The organism is Vibrio sp. Sgm 5 (assembly GCF_026241575.1).
In the GTDB taxonomy this organism is placed as follows: domain Bacteria; phylum Pseudomonadota; class Gammaproteobacteria; order Enterobacterales; family Vibrionaceae; genus Vibrio; species Vibrio jasicida.
The window spans coordinates 1-21044 of sequence record NZ_JAPHPY010000070.1 but is presented as its reverse complement, the minus strand read 5'-3'; the positions used below and the strand labels follow the sequence as shown (position 1 = coordinate 21044).

General features: G+C 46.3%; 18 protein-coding genes and 1 pseudogene. 10 read left to right on the top strand and 9 right to left on the bottom strand.

The window, feature by feature from the left end; genetic code table 11:
• Positions 1–161: 161 nt before the first annotated feature.
• The 4 genes from OQJ86_RS24130 to OQJ86_RS24115 all read right to left on the bottom strand — a co-directional run bounded on the left by OQJ86_RS24130 (position 162) and on the right by OQJ86_RS24115 (position 5044).
• The gene (locus tag OQJ86_RS24130; protein WP_265991621.1) at positions 162–1028 is read right to left on the bottom strand and encodes a LysR family transcriptional regulator; all 867 of its coding nucleotides are present in this window, start codon (positions 1026–1028) and stop codon (positions 162–164) included.
• Positions 1029–1247: 219 nt separating this feature from the next.
• Positions 1248–2021, bottom strand: coding sequence for a siderophore-interacting protein (locus OQJ86_RS24125; protein WP_078610193.1), 774 nt, complete (start codon positions 2019–2021; stop codon positions 1248–1250).
• 234 nt (positions 2022–2255) lie between these two features.
• Complete coding sequence (locus tag OQJ86_RS24120; RefSeq protein WP_009706785.1) at positions 2256–4178, bottom strand: alpha/beta hydrolase family protein; 1923 nt, start codon at positions 4176–4178, stop codon at positions 2256–2258.
• A 281-nt stretch (positions 4179–4459) separates the two neighbouring features.
• Positions 4460–5044, bottom strand: coding sequence for a LysE family translocator (locus tag OQJ86_RS24115; protein WP_054756602.1), 585 nt, complete (start codon positions 5042–5044; stop codon positions 4460–4462).
• Positions 5045–5193: 149 nt separating this feature from the next.
• Between OQJ86_RS24115 and OQJ86_RS24110 the strand changes: the two genes are divergently transcribed.
• Both OQJ86_RS24110 and OQJ86_RS24105 read left to right on the top strand, forming a co-directional pair.
• Positions 5194–5634: an Lrp/AsnC family transcriptional regulator gene (locus OQJ86_RS24110; protein ID WP_027726611.1), complete on the top strand. Its 441-nt coding sequence runs from the start codon at positions 5194–5196 to the stop codon at positions 5632–5634.
• A 215-nt stretch (positions 5635–5849) separates the two neighbouring features.
• Positions 5850–7028 (top strand): lytic polysaccharide monooxygenase, encoded by a 1179-nt coding sequence (locus OQJ86_RS24105; RefSeq protein WP_265991616.1) that lies wholly within the window; start codon positions 5850–5852, stop codon positions 7026–7028.
• Between the two features lie 55 nt (positions 7029–7083).
• On the opposite strand, the gene OQJ86_RS24100 is transcribed toward OQJ86_RS24105, so the two are convergent.
• Both OQJ86_RS24100 and OQJ86_RS24095 read right to left on the bottom strand, forming a co-directional pair.
• The gene (locus tag OQJ86_RS24100; protein ID WP_265991614.1) at positions 7084–7713 is read right to left on the bottom strand and encodes an HAD family hydrolase; all 630 of its coding nucleotides are present in this window, start codon (positions 7711–7713) and stop codon (positions 7084–7086) included.
• A gap of 16 nt (positions 7714–7729) precedes the next feature.
• Positions 7730–8059 (bottom strand): DMT family transporter, encoded by a 330-nt coding sequence (locus OQJ86_RS24095; protein ID WP_005533114.1) that lies wholly within the window; start codon positions 8057–8059, stop codon positions 7730–7732.
• Between the two features lie 187 nt (positions 8060–8246).
• Here OQJ86_RS24095 and OQJ86_RS24090 point away from each other — a divergent pair, with 187 nt between their 5' ends.
• Positions 8247–8993 carry a hypothetical protein gene (locus OQJ86_RS24090; RefSeq protein ID WP_265991612.1) on the top strand — a complete coding sequence of 249 codons (747 nt, stop codon included), beginning with the start codon at positions 8247–8249 and terminating at the stop codon, positions 8991–8993.
• Between the two features lie 195 nt (positions 8994–9188).
• Here the strand turns inward: OQJ86_RS24090 and OQJ86_RS24085 are convergent, their stop codons facing one another.
• Entirely contained in the window at positions 9189–9500 is a 312-nt protein-coding gene (locus OQJ86_RS24085; protein ID WP_265991610.1) for a cupin domain-containing protein, read from the bottom strand.
• 8 nt (positions 9501–9508) lie between these two features.
• Positions 9509–10159, bottom strand: a complete 651-nt coding sequence (locus tag OQJ86_RS24080; protein WP_265991608.1) for a Qnr family pentapeptide repeat protein — start codon at positions 10157–10159, stop codon at positions 9509–9511.
• Positions 10160–10666: 507 nt separating this feature from the next.
• Here OQJ86_RS24080 and ompW point away from each other — a divergent pair.
• The 5 genes from ompW (at position 10667) to OQJ86_RS24055 (ending at position 18202) form a co-directional block, all read left to right on the top strand.
• Entirely contained in the window at positions 10667–11308 is a 642-nt protein-coding gene (ompW, locus tag OQJ86_RS24075) for an outer membrane protein OmpW (RefSeq protein ID WP_042601106.1), read from the top strand.
• Between the two features lie 430 nt (positions 11309–11738).
• Entirely contained in the window at positions 11739–12710 is a 972-nt protein-coding gene (locus tag OQJ86_RS24070; protein ID WP_020195112.1) for a TAXI family TRAP transporter solute-binding subunit, read from the top strand.
• A 77-nt stretch (positions 12711–12787) separates the two neighbouring features.
• Positions 12788–15388, top strand: a complete 2601-nt coding sequence (locus OQJ86_RS24065) for a TRAP transporter permease (protein ID WP_265991605.1) — start codon at positions 12788–12790, stop codon at positions 15386–15388.
• 304 nt (positions 15389–15692) lie between these two features.
• Positions 15693–16718, top strand: coding sequence for an HlyD family secretion protein (locus tag OQJ86_RS24060; RefSeq protein WP_038869708.1), 1026 nt, complete (start codon positions 15693–15695; stop codon positions 16716–16718).
• Positions 16715–18202, top strand: a complete 1488-nt coding sequence (locus OQJ86_RS24055) for an MDR family MFS transporter (protein WP_005434843.1) — start codon at positions 16715–16717, stop codon at positions 18200–18202. The genes OQJ86_RS24060 and OQJ86_RS24055 overlap by 4 nt, the downstream gene beginning before the upstream one ends.
• A gap of 86 nt (positions 18203–18288) precedes the next feature.
• On the opposite strand, the gene OQJ86_RS24050 is transcribed toward OQJ86_RS24055, so the two are convergent.
• Complete coding sequence (locus tag OQJ86_RS24050) at positions 18289–18534, bottom strand: Rho-binding antiterminator (RefSeq protein WP_265991602.1); 246 nt, start codon at positions 18532–18534, stop codon at positions 18289–18291.
• 157 nt (positions 18535–18691) lie between these two features.
• On the opposite strand from OQJ86_RS24050, the gene OQJ86_RS24045 reads away from it, so the two are divergent.
• Positions 18692–19825: an MBL fold metallo-hydrolase gene (locus OQJ86_RS24045; RefSeq protein ID WP_265991600.1), complete on the top strand. Its 1134-nt coding sequence runs from the start codon at positions 18692–18694 to the stop codon at positions 19823–19825.
• Between the two features lie 456 nt (positions 19826–20281).
• Positions 20282–20968, top strand: a pseudogene (locus OQJ86_RS24040) (transcriptional regulator); the annotation flags it as partial.
• Between the last annotated feature and the right edge of the window lie 76 nt (positions 20969–21044).

The window sequence follows — 21044 nt, the reverse complement described above, 5'->3', positions numbered from 1 at the left end:
CTGAAACTCAGCATGTTGTTTAAGAACTGCTCAACATGGGGCTGCCATGTCTTCTCAGCGAATTAAGCAACAAAGCCGGATATAAACAGAATAAAAAAGTAAACTTCAGATTTACGATAGATCTATATTCGTATATTGCCTCCTATTTTCTAAAACTGCCTTTATGCATATTCAGTAATCAATGTTTTTTTCAGCCAATCAGTCGCAATACCGTTGGCTCGAATTTCTGATGTGATCATGTCCATTCGGAACAAGATTCCTTTTTCACCAAGACTAGTCTGGGTGACAACCACTTTATGTGAGTTTTTTCTCGCCAATTCCAATGGGACGATAACCCAACCGACATCTCTGCTTACAAGCTCTATGCTTGTCTCAATGTCATCAATTCTTACCTTGTTTACTTCTTCTAGATCGAGGAAGCGGTTGTCCAAATTGAATACGCTACTGCGTGTTATTTGAGTCGTGCCTACTAAATCACTTGGCACGACGACTTTATGTTGCAGAGGATTATCTCGTGCACAAATTAAACAGGTTTTCACGTAATCAATGGTTTGATATTGGATTGTACTATCAAAAAAATGTCGCCCAACAATCAGTGCTAAATCGACTTCATCCGCTTCTATCATGGCAACCAAATCTTGAGTTGGCCGCTTATGAAGTACCAATTCCACTTGAGGAAACTGTTGTTGAAACCCAATGATGATTTGTCGCATCTTGTCATCTACTAGCCAGTCATCAATGGCGACCACGACTTTATCCTCAACGCCTTGAGCCAAGTGTTCCGCATGGCGCAAAAACTTACTCTCTGCTGCGAGCATACTTTTGGCATAGCCGAGCAAATTTTCGCCCTCTGCGGTGAGTTTTGGTTTATAACCGTCACGTGAGAATAACTCGACCGATAAATCGATCTCTAAATCACTGATGGCATTGCTAATCCAAGACTGCGCTTTACCTTGTTTTCGTGCTGCGGCAGAAAAAGAGCCAAGCTCAGCGGCATTTACAAAGGCTTTTACTTTATCGGTGTTCATGCTTGCCTCGTCGCTATGGTGGGTAGATTATCGACAGCTTAGCGAGGTTAAAAGATAGACTCTATATGGATTTGTTATAGTGATTGAAGTGGTGTTTTTAGATAGAAGAAGTGAGGTTGGTTGTAATTTGTTGATATTTATAGGATATAAAAAATAAACGCTGAGCTTTCGACCAAAAAACTCAGCATTATCTATAGTAAAAGTAATATAAAGTTACATTTACTGCTCGTTTAATTCTGCATCTTCGCGCTTGATGACCTTGTGGCCATCTTCTGATACGCCTTGTTTCCAGTAACTGCTGAGGTAAAGGTTTTCACGTTCCACTTCTTTTTCGTTACGGAAGTATTGGCGTAGCGCACGCATCGAGTCGAACTCACAAGCACACCACACTGCTGCTTCACCTGTTTTCCATTCCAGCGAGCGAACTTTATCTTCGAGTGATTGCTCTGTGATCCAATGGATTTCCATACCTGCTGGTGCTTCGAGAGCTTGGATATCCGCTTCAGAGATCACACTGATCACCGCATAACCTGTTGCGTCCTCTGGTAGAGTGCGAATCTTTGCAGACAGTGCTGGCAGAGCAGTCATGTCCGCTGCCATAAAGAACCAATCTGCTTCTGTATTTAGGTTCGAGATGCTGCCTGGGCCTGCGATGTTAATGGTGTCGCCTTCTTTGGCAGACATTGCCCAACGCGCGGCAAAGCCACATTGTAAGTCTTTGGTGATGTGACGTACGAAATCGACTTCAATCGTGCATGCTTGTGGGTCGAAGCGACGAATGGTGTAAGTACGCATGACAGGGCGGTTGTCTTCTGAGAAGCCTTGAATATCGGTGCCGCCAGTTTCATTGAACAACAGCTTGATGTAGCTGCCTTCGCAATCTTGAGGGAAGTTGCCTAGCGCGTCACCTTGCAGGGTAATGCGCTGCATGTTCGGTGTGACGGCTTGTGTGTTGATGACAACGAGGCTTTTTGGTTGTGGTTTCTTTTTCATTTTAATTCACATTTCACTACGTTTGATAACTATTCTCTTTCTCATCTAAGATTAACAGCATCTCAATAAGGCAGATAGTGTCTTTATCTAAATTTACACTCTGATCTAAGAATCGGCGATTTAATTTCGGTACGCCTCGTTCAAATGAACACTTCGTCGTCCCGCTTTATAAGATAGTGACGGGACAATAAAAAAAGGGCACCGAAGTGCCCTTGAGAGAAGAATGGAGCTTGTTTACTGTGTTTGTTCTAACAAATGCGTCTTCAGGAATCGATCCATCGCTTGGTAACCATCGAGGCGGTTTTCAAGAGAGCGGAAGCCGTGACCTTCGTTCTCCTTAACGATGTACTCCACTTCAACGCCGCGGTCGCGCAGTGCATTAACGATTTGGTCAGATTCACTCTTCACCACTCGTGGGTCTTTCGCGCCTTGCAGAACCAACAGTGGAGCTTTGATTTGGTCTACGTGGAACACCGGTGAGTAGGCTTTCATCATTTTCGCATCTTCTGGATCTTCCGGATTGCCCACTTGCTCATGCAGCATGGCTAGGAAAGGTGCCCAGTATGGTGGGATAGAATCCATGAAGGTGAACAGGTTAGACACGCCAACGTAGTCGATGCCACATTTGTACAGGTCTGGCGTAAACGTCACACCAGCCAATGTCGCGTAACCACCGTAAGATGCGCCGTAGATACACACTTCGCCATCTTGTGCGTAACCTTGGTCAATCGCCCATTTTACGCCGTCCGTGATGTCGTCTTGCATCGACTGACCCCATTGCTTGAACGACTTCTCCCAAAACTCACGGCCATAACCTGTTGAGCCACGGAAGTTCATCTGCAGTACTGCGATACCACGGTTGGCAAACAGCTGAACTTCTGGTTGGAAGCCCCAATGGTCGCGTGCCCAAGGACCGCCGTGTGGCAATACCAATAGTGGTAAGTCTTTCGCTTCACGACCTTTTGGCAGTGTCAGATAACCATGAATGGTTAAGCCATCGCGAGCGGTATAAGTGATTGGCTTCATCTCCGCCATGTCTTCTGGTTTATGCCAAGGTGCGTTTGCAGCTAACTTCTCAAGTTGGTCTGAATCGCGATCGTAGTAATAGTAATTTGGACGGTCGGTGTCGCTGTAGGTCACGACAATCATTTTTCTCTCGTCGCGAGTCGTGTTGTTCACCGAGATTTCAACGCCCGGAAGCTTTTCTTGCAGACGCTCAAAAGTTTCTTCATAACCTTTATCAAGGAAATGGTATTGACGCTTGTCCGTTACATAAGAGATCGTCGTGAGCTTGTTCAGTGCGTTTGAGTAGCTCGCATTCGTAACGTCCACTTCTGGATGAGAGAAGATCTCGCGCACTTCTTTGTTCGCTTTCACATCATATTCAATGATCGCGGATTTATCGCGGGTAATACGAGAAGCAACATATAGGTTCTTGTTGTCTGGTGTGAACGAGATTGGCGAAAAGTCTTCTTTGAAGGTGAGGTTTTTCAATGGACGGAACTCTTCATCCACAGTGTCACGATAGAGGACTGCGGTGTTTACGCCGTCTGACGTCGAAATCACACGAATGTTCCCATCGTGGTCCGTACCCCAGTAACGCACGTTGCCTGGGTTTTGCGCAACCAGCGTGTTTTCACCGGTTTTCAAGTTATGACGATAAACATCAAACACCTGTCGGTTACGTTCGTTAGTCGTGATAAGAATGTCGTCAGGCTGGCTTTCTAAGGTGTCGATAACATAAGCCACGACACCGGACGTTGGTGTGATGGTTTTCTCTTCGCCCGTTTTTACGTTCACCGTAACGAGGTAGAAGTTTTCATCACCACCTGTGTCGCGAGAGTAGATGATGGTGTCATCGCCAACCCAGTAGTAGTAAGCGATGTCGCGATCGGCAATGGATGTGATGCGCTTGACTTGATCGGCTTTACCCACGGGATGAACAAAGACATTTTTACGATCTTGCCACGGTTTCATCATCGAAATGTAATCGCCAGCTGGGGAGATTTGGTAGCTCGATACTTCTGAATTACGGAAGAAATATTCCACCGGATATTCTGGCGGAATGACCTCTGCGGTCGTGGTGGTCGAGGTTTGGCTACAACCCGAAACGAGTAAGCCAAAAGCGGTAGCAAGAATGAGCTTGCGAGTACGCATTGTGTAACGCTCCTTGTATGACAGACCTGTCAGCATCGTGCTTGTCGGTCAGAGTGAATCGATTGTCGCGGCAAAATACAGCGCCGTGACAAAGCAGTGATGAAGTGCGCCTAATCGGTAAATTAGCTCAGGCGGATGCTTATTAAGTTTTTATGTTCTAGTCACTGCTGTTGCTACTATGACCCAATCCATCCGTGGAAGTGGCGATTATTTGTACTTACCGAACAAAGGACTAGCTAAAACTTGGCATAAGTCACACTTATCTTTCATTATTTTGTCATTTATATCATTGGGATAGTCGACAAAAGTAGAAGCGCCGCCATGCCATAGTTGAAGCCTTTTACGCGTTTAGACGTGGTCAACCAACGTTGAAGTTGCATGCCTGCCGCCGTCCAAAAAGTCACAGAAGGCAGGTTTGCTAAGCAGAAGATGCCGGCGATAAAAGCCAGTTCTAGCCAAGATCCGCCACTGCTGTATACGGTGATGGCAGTGAGTGCCATGGACCAGCCTTTAGGGTTCACCCATTGAAACGCCACTGCACCCCAAAAGCTCATTGGTCGGTAATCATCTTTGACTTCCGTTTTGCTGCTGGTTGCGATTTTGTACGTGAGGTACAACAAGTAAGTCAGGCTCATTACCTTCAGGATGCTATGCGTGATCGGATACGCATGAAACAAGCCCATAAGACCAATGCCAACCAAAATCAGCATCGCAGCGAAACCCAGTGTGATGCCTAACATGTGTGGGATAGTGCGCTTAAAGCCGACGTTAGCACCAGACGTCATAAGCATGATGTTGTTCGGTCCTGGAGTGAAGGTCGAGACAAACGCAAACAGTGCCAACGCACCAAGTTGATGGTATTCCATAATGTGTTCCTGCATTTCTGTTTTGCCTACACATAAGCGGGCAAGGGATTACGTTTTCTGACCGGTCGAGAACAATGATAGGTAGAAGCGCCATCAATTTTGTGCTTTTATTTGACGAATACTCACTCGCTAAACAACAAAAGAGCATCATGGATAGATTTGACGAAAGAATATTGCAAGCGCTGAAATCAGACGGAAGAATTTCCAATGTGGAGCTGTCTGAACGAGTTGGATTATCGCCATCCGCGACCTTGCGTCGAGTGCAAGATTTGGAGCGAAAAGGCGTGATCAAAGGTTATCGAGCGGTGCTGGATAATCAGCAAATGGGCGTCGGTTTTGTCGCTTATGTGTCGATAGGCTTGGCATCGCATTCCAAACACGCGCAACTAGGCTTTGAAGAGCACGTTCGATTTGTCGACCAAGTTGTCGAGTGCCACAACATTACGGGTTCAAATGAATACTTATTAAGAGTCGAAACTCAAGATCTTGCAGCGTACAAAGCGTTTCATGCCGATGTTCTTGGGGAATGCGAACACGTTAAAGCCATTACGACCATGGTGGTGATGGACACGCCAAAAGATGAGCGATAGCTCGTATAGAGAACATTGTTTTGTGGCACATCAATTTGAAGTGACTCGAAAGAGTCAGTCGAGTATGAGTAAAGTCCACATAAAATGCTGGAAAGCAGTCTGCAATCTGACAATTCCAGTATTTATTCTCACCTTCTAAATAATCGCATCCTGCTAGTTTTTCTACGTCGCTGCCCGGTTCGCGTGCAGTGGATCTGAAAATTTAAGGATGAATGATGAAATCATACGTAACCCTTCCTCTTGCAAGCTTGGGCGCAGTTGCGGCTTTAAGCTCTTTTAATGTCAGCGCTCATGGCTGGGTCGAGTTTCCAAGTGCACGTCAAAATACTTGTTATTTAGATGGCGGCTTTTGGACCAATGAAATCCCAAACCAAGCTTGTCAGGCCGCTTATGACGAGTCGGGCGCATATCCCTTCGTACAACGTAGCGAGATTGCTGCAAACGTGCCGAACTACCGCGATATGGCGCATGTGAAAGCGATTGTTCGTGACGGTGAACTTTGTTCAGCGGGTGATGCTGCTAAGAAAGGTTTGAATATCCCATCTCCAAATTGGCAACGTACTAACGTGACGCCAGATGCAAACAATCAAATCGAATTGGTGTTCTTCGGCAAAGCACCGCATAACCCGTCTTACTGGGAGTTCTATCTTTCTAAGCCAACATATGATGATGCGCAACCACTGACTTGGGATGATTTAGAGCTGATTGATACTGCTGGCGATGTGTATGTGGATGCAGAAAAACGCTACCGTATGCAGGTAACCTTCCCAGCCGATCGTTCAGGTGATGCGATTCTCTATACTCGTTGGCAACGTATTGATGTGGCAGGTGAGGGCTTCTACAACTGTAGTGACATTACCTTGAACGGCAATGGTACAACGCCTCCAACCGATCCAGTAGACCCAACCGATCCGGCAAACAACCTGACTGCTCTGGGTTACTTTGTCCCACAAGGCTTTGGTCCGGTAGAGGCGGGAGATACGGTACGCTTCCGCACGTTTAATGCAACGGGCAGCGAGATCGTCGATCTGTCACTACCAATCAGTGCAAACAACACCACAACGTGGGCTGCGGAGTTAGCTGACCAATTTAACTCGCAGCAAACGGGCGATTGGTACGTGGGTATTTGGCACGAAGCAATGAACCACTATATGTTCGATACCAACAACATCTACGCAAACCAAGTGTTGGCTCCGAACGCTAACTTTAGCTACGCGTTGTCATTGATTAAAGGTGATACCACGCCACCAGTTGAGCCGACCAACCTTTGGAGCAAAGATGCAGTGTACAACCAAGGTGATGTCGTGACGCACAATGGTCGTGAATGGACTGCGCAGTGGTGGACAACTGGCGAAGAGCCGGGAACCACAGGTGAATGGGGTGTTTGGCGTTAAGTTTCACTCGTTTCAAATACGCAAAACCCTTCTCAATTGAGAAGGGTTTTCTGTTTTAATTCAGGCTGTTTTCGCTTTGCCAAGGTTGCCAATTCATCATCGCATGGCTGGCTAATTTGAGCATCGGAATGTCTTCGTGGGTGTCGCCGTAAGCGTAAATCGTTTCGTATTGGCTCAAGTCATAAGCACGTTGAACACGTTCGACCTTTCTTTCCAAACTGCAATCGCCACTTTGGTAACGACCACTAATGTGTTCATTTTCGCCGAGTAACTCACTACAAAGTAATTGGTAGCCGTGCGTTTGGCTCCATGGTTTTAAGTAGGCGTTAAGTGACGCTGAGACCACGACTATGGTGTCGCCTCGCGCTTGGTGCCATTCCAGTTTCGCTCGGGCTTCTGGACGAATGTGTTTTGTAATCATCTCTTTTGCAAACTGGGCTCCTAACGCCTCAACTTCTTGCGTTCGTCTTCCTGCAAAGGCGATGAAACTAGCGATAGGGCGCATTCGTTTAGCAGGAATGACGCCTGCCTTGTAGAGTGCATAGAACGGCAGAATCACAATGTTTCCGACCCACTTGCGCAGGCCAAAAACAGAATAGCGGAGGAAGGCGCTAAACATATCCTCATCGGTGATGGTGCCATCAAAATCAAACAGTGCGAGAGAGGGCTTTTGGCTATCTGACAATCCGCTGCCTTATGGTTTAGTGTGCGTGTCCGTGAGAGAAGTTTATCACCATCACGCCCGCTGCGATAAGTGCCATGCCAATCCAAAGGCTAGTATCCATGTGCTGGCGGTAAACCAATTGCGAGATTAACGTCACCGATACAATTGCCAAACCTGCCCAAAGGGCGTGAACAATGCCAACTGGCATGCCGCCTTTCATCGCCTGCGCCAAACAGACAAAAGCAGCCAAGTGACCAATCAAGACAAGGGTTGCGGGCAGCGGTTTGCTAAAGCCATCAGTGGCTTTGAGTGCAACGTGTGAAAGGGCTTCTGCGCCCACGCCTAAAAGTAAGAAAAACCAGCTCATTGTTATCGTTCGTCATCGGTTAATTTGGAATGGGGCTAGTATATTGATGTCGAATGAAATGATAATCCCATAAAAATTCAAATGACTTTTACTTAGTTGTAATAATAAGCCCGTCTTACATACGCTTACATCAACTCGTTGCCGCAATCGTTACACTGCCGCCGTCTTGGTAAAGGAGCGTGTATAGATGCATAAAGCAATAGCGAGTATTGCGGTGATGTTTGCACTGAGTGGCTGTGGTGGCGAAGGAATAACGACAGACTCTGTGCCTAAATTTAAAGATCACAGAGCGAACTATGAGGTGGACGGTATCGTTCTGCTGCATCGTTCGATTACCGACACCATCAGCGATGACTTACTGGGCTTTGAGGCCGAGAACTTGTCTCGCAAAGTGACTTACACGCTCGATCGACTCTCACTAAACATTTTGCGTGACTTTAATGTGAGTACCCTCGCGGAGTTAGAAGCATTAGTCCCGAATGTTGGTGACAACAAAACTTCTCTGATTTTTGAGTTTCACTTGATGCGCCTAACACCTGAAATGGTGATGGTCAGCTCATCAAACGAGATTGAACACTTCTTCTATGAAGCGGACATCATCGAAACCCGTTTTGGTATCTCAACCTATAAATTCACTGAAGCACCAACGCGTGTTGACATGGTGGTGTATCTAGAAGGCATTGCGATTGAGGCGTTCAACCAAGGTTATCAAGCTGAATATGATGCAAGCAAAGGCACGTACAAGGTGCGTTTGCAGTACGACGATAATGGTGAAAAAAGCCAATATGATGAGCTGATAGTGGACTTAAACAATGATCAAGTTCGGCTGGAGATAGGCACAACGACGATGGAAGGGCTAGAAGTCAAAGACAGCGTTGAGCAAAGCCATCGATTCGAATACAACCGCAAACAAAACACACTCTCACGCCAATAACACGTTTTTATCCATGAACATTGAAGTGATGACTAGGTTCATTTCTGAGTAACGGTTGGGAGACTGGGTCGGAGTCATGACTTCAATTTCTTTTGCGCCTCACCTAGACCCTTTATTGCGCACATGGGGAAAGTTAGGGTTTCTTTCCCCCGTTTTTCTTTACCTGCTCGTCGGAATAACAACAAAGTCGAAAATCTAACGGTAGAAAACTGCCAACCAAATTGTCTCTTGTTCTGGGTCTGTCCAACTGACGCGATGCTTTGTATGCGCTGGAATGTTGATGTAGTCACCGGCTTCTAAACGTTTTACAGCTCCATCTTCATAAGTCAGTTCGCCTGCGCCTTGCAGCACCAACACCCACTCATGTTCTTCTTGATCGTACCATTCGTCCTCTGGCGTGGTTTGCCCTTTTGAGACAATACGCTCGATGCGTAGTTGTTTATGTGTGAGTAAATCTTCGAACACTTCTTCACTCAGATCACTGGGTAGGTCTTTAAACAGGTTCATAATGTTTCCTAAATAACGATCAGGCCAAATGGCGAGAGCAATTGTTCTTGTTGCCAGTCACAGATCTTAACACCGTATAAAGAGACGCGGCGAATGTCCAAGCCTTCTAAGTCGACGTGGGTAAGATCGCTCTCTTTTATATTAAAGCTGCCCCATTGTTCTCGACTGAATTCTCCTCTCGATAAGTCAGAACCTTTAAAGCTCGCGCCCATCAAATTGGCACCGTTCCATCGGTTTTCAAACAGGTCGCATTTCTCTAGCAGTGCGCGCTCAAAGTTGGTGTAAGCCAAGTTGCAGCCCGTGATGTAAGCGATACAGAAGAAAACCGTGTTGCTGACGCGATTAGCGAAGTTGGCACTTTGAAAGTTTGCGCCCTTCAAATCGCATTTGCGCAGTTCGATGCCGACGCAATCCGCGCCATTGAACTGAGACATAGCCAACATGCAGTTGCTAAAGCTGGCATCTTTCAGTTTGGCATAACGGAAACTGCAGCCTTCTATGTCGCTCGGTTGGATAAAACGGCAATCAATAAACTTTGCATCACTCAGATCGGCGTGGTCGAAATTGCACTGATAAAAACGGCAGTTTTCAAAGGTGGTGTTTTGCAAATCGTGATGAGAAAAGTCTTCTTGTTCGAAAGTGAGATCGGTCTTAATCATGGCTTTTTATCTTTTCCTTGTTCGGTTGGAAGCAGACTAACACCCTAAGTGGCTGATTTTCCAGAAATATAACTTGTTGTATTTCAGTGGCTTACAAAGGCCGAAAATCGCCAATTTAAGCGGTCAAATTGGCGATTTGAAGTGGGTATTTTTTGAAAATAACCCGAGCATATCGAGAAAAAAGTTTTGTTGAGCACAGAGGCTCTCAGAGGAGACGGAATGAGAACTGCGACGCACGCTTCTCACACGCACAGTTTGCATTACAGGATTGTGTCCTATTTGCATAATTTGTTGATCAATTTGGCGTTTTTGTATACGTAAAAGCTATATTTTTCACAAATTGATTTCCATCAAAATAGTAGGGTTTCTATATGCTAGATTGCGCGCAGCTCAAGAAAATAGTGATACTCGCGTGCTTCAAGGTTTTGGATTCATTAAGGAACTGCCCGAAAGGCAAGAGCGCAGCTGAGTACAAAAAGAAACAAAGCCCTACAAAAGGAAATAACAATGAAAAAAACAATCTGCAGTTTAGCAGTGGTTGCTGCGTTAGTGTCTCCAAGTGTTTTCGCTCACAGTGAAGGTGACTTCATTCTACGTGTTGGTGCGGCATCGGTTGTACCCAATGATAGCAGCGACAAGATCTTGGGTTCTCAATATGAGTTAGAAGTTAATTCAGACACCCAGCTGGGTTTGACGTTTGGTTACATGTTTACCGACAACATCAGTCTAGAAGTACTGGCTGCGACACCATTTAGCCATGATATCTCTACTGATTTGGTTGGCAAAGATATCGGTAGCACCAAACACCTACCACCAACAGTGATGGTTCAGTACTACTTTGGCGACTCACAAAGCAAATTCCGCCCATACGTGGGTGCGGGTCTAAACTACACCATCTTCTTTGATGAAGGCTTTAACGGTACAGGTAAAGGCGCTGGCCTTTCTGATCTGAAATTGGATGATTCATTCGGTCTAGCTGCAAACGTTGGTGTGGACTACATGATCAACGATAAATGGTTCCTAAACGCATCAGCGTGGTACGCAAACATTGAAACAGAAGCGACCTACAAAGCAGGTGGCGCGAAACAAAAAACTGACGTTGAAATCAACCCTTGGGTATTCATGATCAGCGGCGGTTACAAGTTCTAAGAAGAAGCAGTAGCAAAAGAACAACAATATTATTGGCATGACTTTTAGGGGCAGTTGCGGGGATTGCCCCTCTTTTTTTATTTCATTTTCTCTTATACCCATCTCTCCTTTCTCTTCCTATTTCTATGATTTTTCTATTTGTAAACGCATCGATTAAAAAATGAATTTTCTGTTAATTCTCGATTGCTGAGAAAAGCGAAAAATTACTATAGCTAGGTTTTGAAATTGTTCTGATAAATTCGATGACAAGCATTCGGTTAATTATTAATCGAACGTCAAAATAAATATTACAAAATGAAGCTAAGGACTGGCTGACTAAGGAAAATTACTCGTAAAGCGTGGAATTTTCACGCGAGTATTTTTCAGTTTTGCTGTCGTTAGCTGAGAAAAATGTCTTTATTTTTCAATCGATAGACAGGAAGAACTTAAAATGAAAGGAACCACACTCATTGCAGTATTTGCTTCGGCAGTATCATTGTTCTCATACAGTGAGAAAATAAGTGCGGCAGAGAAATTTATTACTATCGGCACGGGTGGTCAAACGGGTGTTTATTACGTGGCAGGCCAATCGATTTGTCGTTTTGTAAACCGTGGTGCGGCAGACCACAGTATTAAATGTAATGCACCAGCCAGTGGTGGTGGCGTGGCAAACGTCAATGGTTTGCGCAGTGGCGAATACAACTTCGGCATTATGCAGTCAGACCACCAATACAAAGCCCTAGAAGGTGTGGCTCCTTTCCAAAATAACCAACCAATGACGGACATTCGTGCCGTTTTCTCACTACAAAGTGAAGTGTTCACCATTCTTGCGCGTAAAGACGCGGGCATCACTAATTTCGACGATTTGAAAGGCAAGCGCGTCAACATTGGTAACCCTGGTTCTGGTCAACGCGACACGTTTGAGCAAGTGATGCAAGCAAAAGGCTGGTCACAAGATGTGTTCAGCTTGGTATCGGATCTAAAACCTGCAGAACAAGCTTCCGCAATGAGTGACAACAACATCGATGCAATGAGTTACTTCGTCGGCCACCCAAACGGCGCGATTCAAGAAGCCTCAACCACAACGGATGCGGTGCTAGTACCAGTGACTGGTCCTGAAATCGACAAGTTACTTGCCGAGCGTGCGTACTTCACCAAAGCAACCATTCCAGGCGGAATGTACCGTGGCAACCCGAACGATACGCAATCTATCGGCGGCAAAGCGGTGCTCTCAACCACAGCAGAGACGGATCCTGAGTTGGTGTACCAACTGACGAAATCTGTGTTCGACAACCTAGACCGCTTCAAGCGTTTGCACCCAGCATTTAAAGACCTGAAAGAATCAGAAATGATTGAAGTGGGTCTGTCTGCACCATTGCATGAAGGTGCGGTGCGCTACTACAAAGAGCGCGGCTGGTTGTAATTCTTAGAACCTTCAATTTTTAGCAAGCGCTGTGATGGGTTCGCAGCGCTTGCTTCTCTGTTGTTTGTGAGAAAATTATGGATAAGACGATCTCCACGTCCCATGCTGATACGCATCCGAGTGAGCTGTCGGCAGAAGAACTGATTGCCCAAGATGTGGGTGCTCGCCTGCCAACCGGAATCATGGAAAAACTGATTGCGGGTTTGGCGTTACTTTGGTCTCTGTTTCAACTTTGGATAGCGTCTCCGCTGCCCTTTATTGTTGGCTTCGGTGTAATGAACGACACCGAAACGCGCGCCATTCACCTTGGCTTTGCCTTGTTGCTTGCCTTCCTTGTCTTCCCTGCTTTTAAGCGCTCCCCACGCGACCGTGTTCCTGCCTTCGACATCATGTTGGGTTTGATTGCTTGTGCCTCTTCGCTGTACTTGTTTGTTATGTACGAAGCACTAGCACAACGTCCGGGCAGCTTAACCACTGAAGACTTTATTACCGCATTGATTGGTTTGCCTCTGCTTTTAGAAGCGGCGCGTCGTGTATTGGGCCCAGCATTGCCTGTGATTGCGTTGGTGTTTATCGGCTACAGCTTGGCAGGCCCATACATGCCGGGTTTATTGTCCCACCGAGGCGTGCAGTTGGATGCGTTGGCTAACCACCAGTGGATCACTACGGAAGGTGTGTTTGGTATTGCACTTGGCGTATCGACCAGCTTTGTATTCCTGTTTGTTCTGTTTGGTGCGTTGTTGGAACGCGCTGGAGCAGGGCATTACTTCATTCAATTGGCATTTAGCATGTTGGGTCACTTGCGTGGTGGTCCTGCAAAAGCGGCCGTCGTTGCCTCGGGCTTAACGGGTTTGATTTCGGGCTCGTCTATCGCCAACGTAGTGACCACGGGTACGTTCACTATTCCTATGATGCGTAAAGTTGGTTTCTCTCCGGAGAAAGCCGGTGCAGTGGAAGTGGCGTCATCGGTGAACGGGCAAATCATGCCACCTGTTATGGGCGCTGCGGCGTTTTTGATGGTGGAATACGTCGGCATCCCTTATGTAGAGATCATCAAGCACGCCTTCTTACCTGCTGCTATTTCTTACATTGCCCTGCTTTATATTGTTCATTTAGAAGCGCTCAAATTGGGCATGCAGCCGATTGATGCCGCACGTTCAAAACCTTGGCTAGCGAGACTCACGGGTTTTGCATTTGGTGCGGCGTTGATTTCTGGATTGTCGATGGCGGTCTACTACGGCTTAGGATGGTTGAAGCCAGTATTGGGGGACTTTGTCCTACCGGGGATGGCGTTGATTCTTGCGGTGGTGTACTTGGCGCTGCTAAAAGTGGCGGCAAACAATGAGCCGCTACCAGAAGAGGACCCAGATGCTCCGCTAGAACAGTTACCAAATACGCGCGCAGTCTTGCTGTCTGGTCTGCACTATCTACTGCCTGTGGTGGTCTTGGTCTGGTGTTTGATGATTGAGCGTCTGTCTCCGGGGTTATCTGCTTTTTGGGGCAGCGTGATTCTGGTGGTGATCGTTTTGACTCAACGTCCTTTACTGACTTGGATGCGTAAAGATGGCAAACACGATTACGGTAACTTCAAAGACGGTTGTATTGATTTGCGTGAAGGCTTGATTGCTGGTGCGCGTAACATGATCGGCATTGGTATCGCGACTGCCACCGCAGGCGTAATTGTTGGTGCGGTATCGCAAACGGGTGTTGGCTTAGTATTGGCTGATTTGGTTGAGATGTTGTCGATGGGCAACTTGCTACTCATGCTGATGCTTACCGCAGTATTGAGCTTGATTCTAGGCATGGGCTTACCAACGACGGCGAACTACATCGTGGTATCGAGCTTGCTAGCGCCTGTTATCGTCACGCTGGGTCAACAACACGGTTTGATCGTACCGTTGATTGCGGTGCACTTGTTTGTGTTTTACTTCGGCATCATGGCGGATGTAACGCCGCCAGTGGGGCTGGCTTCGTTTGCTGCTGCAGCGGTGTCGAAAGGCGATCCAATCAAGACGGGCTTAACCGCGTTTTACTACAGTCTAAGAACCGCAGCTTTGCCGTTCCTGTTTATCTTCAATACGGATTTGTTGTTGATTGATGTCGATTGGGCGCACGGTATCGCCATCTTTGTTATCTCTACCATTGCGATGTTGATATTCGCAGCGGCGACGCAAGGTTGGTTCCTGACTCGTAACCGTTGGTACGAAGGCGTTCTGCTATTGCTGGTGGCCTTTACCTTGTTCCGTCCGGGATTCTGGATCGACATGGTGGTGGACCCTTATCAATCGAGTAATCCTGCCCAGTTGGCACAAACGCTTGAGCCGCTAGAAGAGGACGGTGTGCTAAGAATGCGCATCAGCGGTGAAGATGCAGTAGGTAAGATACGAGAGTTCTCGGTGCTGTTGTCGGTTCCTGAAGGGGAAACCGGACAAGATAAACTGGACGCATTGGGTATCGCTACTTATCAGCAAGGTGAACAAACCCTGATTGATATCGTCAGCTTTGCTAGTCCAGCAGAGGCGGCAGGATTGCAGTTCGACCAACAAATTGTCGATGTGCGTGTGCCTGTTGAGCGTTATCGCAAAGAATGGATGTGGATTCCGGCAATGTTGCTGTTTGGTGTTGTGATTTGGCTACAACGCCGAAGAGTAACAGCGCAGCTTGCTACAGCACATTGATAGTTAAAGATAAATAACCATAAAGCCCTGTTAGAGTTAAGACTAACGGGGCTTTTTTCTGTCTGGAATATTCGCCAATGTGATTGTCTAAGTCGCGAAATGATTAGCGTCTTCTATACTTTATGCACATTTATACCCAAGCATCTCGAGGTTACTTGGGTACCAAGGAGTGTGAATATCTTTGCGCATCATTTGAACAAATTATCAACGCTCAAAATCGGATCTTAACCTTTCAGATCATCTTGTTGTTCGAAAGCGGAAAAATCCTACACTGATCACATAATTGAACACTTGGACAATATAAATGAGCGACGATATCGCGAAGAAATCCTCTTCGAAATCCAAACTGACCAAAATCCTTTTCCTTCTCGTTTGTGCTATCGGCTTCGGTGCGATGTACTGGTCTTGGCAATATTCTGATGGTCACCCAAGTACCGAAGATGCATACGTAAGAGCTAAAATCCTGTCTGTCGCTCCTCAGGTTCAAGGCCAAGTGATCTCAGTAGAAGCCAAAGACTTCCAAGTGGTGAACAAAGGCGATCTGCTATTAAAGATTGATTCTCGTCCTTATCTGCTCGCGGTCAAACAAGCGAAAGCAGCTTACCAATTGGCGGTGCAACAGCACGACGTAGCCGACAAGCAAGTGACGGAAGCGGTGGCAGGGTTGGATGCTGCACGTTCTAACCTGACCGAAGCGCAGTTGGAATACAAACGTACTAACTCGCTAGTGAAACGCAAATTAGCGTCTGACCAAGATTTGGATACTGCGAAGAACAAACTCGCTAATGCTCAAGCAAGCTTAGAACAAGCACGTGCAACGGTTGAAAAAGCAATCGCAAATCGCGGTGAAGAAGGCGCAGAAGCAGCGGTTGTTCAACAAGCGGCGGCGCAACTTGCACAAGCGGAATTGAACCTGAGCTACACCGACATCACTTCTCCTGTCGATGGCATCGCGGGTGAAATCAACACACATACTGGTTCTGTTGTCGGCATTGGCCAAACACTGTTCCCTGTGATTGTAAAAGACAGCTACTGGGTACGCGCAAACTTTAAAGAAACTGACCTAACGCACATCAAAGCAGGCATGCATGCTGAAGTCGTGATCGACATGTACCCAGATGTGGTTTGGGATGCGAAAGTGGAAGAGTTGTCGCCAGCAAGTGGTACCTCTTTCTCATTGATGCCACCAGAAAATGCAACCGGTAACTGGGTGAAAATCAAACAACGCTTCCCTGTACGTTTGACGCTTGAAGTGCCTGAAGGTGCACCACAATTACGTGTGGGTGCAAGTTCTGAAGTGACTGTTGATCTGAAAAGTAACGCACAATGAGTAACGAGATTACGGCCGACAAACGGGGAATAGCCACCGTCGCCGTGATGCTTTCGGCCATCATGGTGCTGATAGACATGACCGTTGCTAACGTGTCGCTTTCACACATGATGGGCGCGTTGGGCGCAACGGCAGACCAAATCACTTGGGTGCTAACTGGCTACAGCATGGCTGAGGCGATCTTTATTCCGATGACCAGTTTCTGGGTATCGCGATTTGGTGAGCGCAAAGTCATGCTGGTTGCGGTCATCGGCTTTGTGATTGCCAGTGCTTTCTGTGGGCAAGCGGGCTCACTCGAAGAGATGGTGGTGTTCCGTATTATCCAAGGTGCGTTTGGTGCCTCGGTTATTCCACTGGCGCAATCTACATTGGTTCAGATTTACCCTTCTGAGCAAAAAGGCAAGGCGATGGCTATCTTCTCCATCGGTATCTTGCTTGGTCCGATTTTAGGCCCAGTGGTGGGCGGTGTGATTACTGACAACATCAATTGGCGTTGGATCTTCTACGTCAACTTGCCATTTGGCTTGGTGTGTACTGCGCTGATTTATCGCTACATCCACATCAGCAACAAATCCAAACCGAACTTCGACTGGTGGATCATTGGTTATATGGCCCTTGGGGTTGGTGCGTTGCAGTTCGTGCTCGACAAAGGTAACGACGAAGACTGGTTCAACTCTCGCATTATCCAAACCGCGGTGCTGCTGGCGATCATGGGCTTAATCATGTGGATTTACCGCAGTTGGAAGACCAAGAGCCCCATTGCGCCTCTGTGGCTCCTCAAGGACAAAAACCTCATGGTCTCGTCCTTGATGATGGCGGTGGTGTCGATGGCTATGTTCGGCTTGACCACTCAGCAACCGATGTTGCTCGAAAGCTTATTGAACTACCCAGTATCCACCACGGGTATGTTAATGGCACCACGGGGGCTGGCGTCTGCCTGTATGCTGATATTGGTGATTGTGATTAACCCACAATTCGATCCAAGGTTGAAGATTGTCTTTGGCTTAACCTGTATCGGTATTGGTAGTTATCTCATGACCTTGTACTCCATGGAAATCGATACCTTCTGGATCGTGATGCCAAGTATGATTCAAGGTATGGGCTTAGGTTTGACCTTCTCGACCTTATCGACACTGGCGTACATGACATTGCCAAAAGAGCAGTCGGTGGCTGGGGCGAGTATTTTTAACCTGTTCCGCACCATTGGTAGTTCGTTTGGTATCTCGATTGCGACTACGTACCAATACCGTGACAGCCAACAGCAATGGCATGCTTTGGGAGAAGGCTTTAACCCTTATAACCCAGTGTTGCATGACTGGGCTGCGAAACAGGGATTATCGATTACCGATCCTGCGGCATTGGAGCAATACCAGAACATGCTCCATCAGCAATCGCAAATGGTGGCCTTTGTGCACACCTTCCAGTTGGTTGGGGTGATGTTCGTTATCATGATGCCGATGCTGATATTTATCCGCTCAAGGTAAACCTCTAAAGCCAAACAAAAGCGCCCTTAACTCAGCCAGTTAAGGGCGCTTTTTTGTCTCTGACTTTTCTATCGGTTTTCGAGCAATTAACCGAAGGTCACTTCACTGAAATGCGGATTGTCTTTGAGTGCTCTCATCGCAATCAATTGTTCGGTTGGGAACGAAATGTGCTCACCATCGATATCCAAAAATAAGCACTCTTGTCGTTCAATATCGTAGCCTGTATCAAATGCGCCGCCTTGATGTTTCTCACCGTTTTTGAGGGTGATTTCTACGGGCAGATTAAACATACAGGCGATTTCAATAAAATCGTATTGGCTGCAGGTCACCATAACTTTTCTCCTTCTCTCTTCCTTATCAAGACCGATAAAGGACCGAAATACTTCTCTGAAACCTAATCTTCATCTTACGCCCTATTTTGGTCATGAAAAAGACATACAAGCAGGCTTAACTAAAACCATAGTTTAGTGAACAAGACGTAGATAGGACATGTCTGAAACGACACTTAAAAACACGTACTTGGCTCGTGAGCGCGCAACGCAATCACTGATTACTCCTCACACTTACTACGCGGAGTTGGCGCATCGCATTAACCACTCACCTCAATTTGAACATGGACGCGTCAAAGACAAGATGCCAAATGTGCCAAGCCCTCAATCTTTTTGGCAAGTGTGCTGGGCCTACATGGGCGGACGTTCGCCGCTCAGTCCCGATAAACAGTTGCCTTATTCATCGATAGAGCCGACGCGGTTTAAACAGCGACAACAAGCGATGCGAGTCACTTGGCTCGGGCATTCCACTCTGATGATTGAGACAGATGGCGTGCGCATTCTGACTGACCCTGTATTCGACTATGCGTCGCCTTTGATTGCTAAGGCATGGTTTGAGCGCAATATCCCCAATACAGCCGTACGTGATAGCTTGCCGATTCCGGATGTCATCGTGATCTCTCATGATCACTACGATCACCTCGAAGCTTCGACCATACGTTACTATTCTGATAAATCCGTAACATTTTACGTGCCACTCGGTGTCGGTAAGCATCTGATTCGTTGGGGCGTGAGACCTGATAACGTGGTGGAATTTGATTGGTGGGAGAGCGTTCATTACGCCAACGTTGAGTTGATATGCACGCCAGCCAATCACAACTCAGGGCGCACTTATCTGGATAAGAATTCGACCTTATGGGCTTCTTGGGTAGTAAAAGGTCAGCAAGAGACCCTCTATTTCAGCGGCGACAGTGCGTACGATAGTCACTTTGCACAAATCGCCCAGCGTTGCGGTCCGATTGATATCGCCTGTTTGGAAGTCGCGGCAGATGTGAAAGGCAACCAAGGTTATCCGGTTGAGAACTGGGGACACATGCAAGCGCATCACACCGTACGCGCATTCAAAGATCTGCAAGCGAAGAAGTTGCTACCTGTACACTGGGCAACGTATGAGTTGTTTACGCACAAATGGGATGAACCCATTGAGGACTTGATTGAACATTGCCAAGCCGATCACATTGAACTTATGACTCCGATGGCGGGAGAGAGTATTTACGTGGCAAAAGAATATAAAAATAAATGTTGGTGGCAGGCCAATAAATTATGTGAGCAAGCTAGAAAAATACGGGTATAATATGACGGCGCTTCAATAATACCTCGGTTAATTTAACTAACTTTCTTGCTCCTTATAACAAGCTTTTTACTGGTCACTAACTCGATGAAATACCAGCCACTCGCGAATATTCTGTGATCTCAAGCGAGACTAAATTTTTAAGTACAGTTTTTTGATACTTCCCACCTAAGAAATTAATCTCTCGATAGAAAAATTTTACTAAAAATCTAAGTGAACTTAATTTTACGCATCAAAACAATTATACTCGTCGCCATACTGATAAGGCTTAAAATAACTGGTCAAAGTGTGAACGTAATGAGTAAAACTTGATCAGTTAACAACAAGTAAAAGTCTCATCATTGAAATCGATTTAATTGATAAAGAATGCTGGTGATAATTGGAAGCAGCATCACAAGAGTAGGATTCTCTTGAATATATCATCAGGGATGCTGAAGAAATTAAAACAGGCATTGTTAGATGAATAATTCTGCAACGTATTTACTTGCTGCTTTACGAGAAAAAATTAAAGAGAAAGGGATTTGTTATTCCGATCTCTCTGCCGGAATGGGGATTCCTCTATCAACCATTAAGAGACAGTTACACAACACGTCTTTAGGGTTGGACAAAATACTCTCGTATGCCACTCATTTAGATACTGACTTAGTCGAATTGTCCATGCGTGGTAAACAGCTGCAACAAGAGAACGAGCAGTTTATCACTGACATCAACAGTGAAATATTTCACCAGTATCCGTACTTGTTTGATTTCTTGTATTTATTGCGTCGGAAGGAATGGTCTCCGCAAGATATTGCGAGCAAATACCAATTAACCCATACCTCGATCACACTTTATTTCCGTGCATTGGAAATGATGGATTACATCGAGCTAAAAGGTGAGGCCCAATACCGCTTTAAAGACCAAGGTCGCTTTATTTTCAAAGAAGGCTCTAAGCTCGATACTTTGTTCGCTAAGCGCTTTCGAGATGAAGTGTTCAGCCATGATGTGCGACCACCGATTTGCATGGGACGCATTGCTATTACTGAAGAGCAGGAAGAAAAATTGGCGAATGAGGTGTACAACAAACTGATTGAGTTTGATGTGCAGAACAAGAGCGGGGAATGCAGTAAGCGACTGAGAAACGTCTTGATGACTTACACGCCGGGTGGCTTTGTTGCTTAATTCGGTTGGAAGACATGGCAGCCCAAAGTTGTTCAGTTATTAAGCAATATACTGAGTTTCA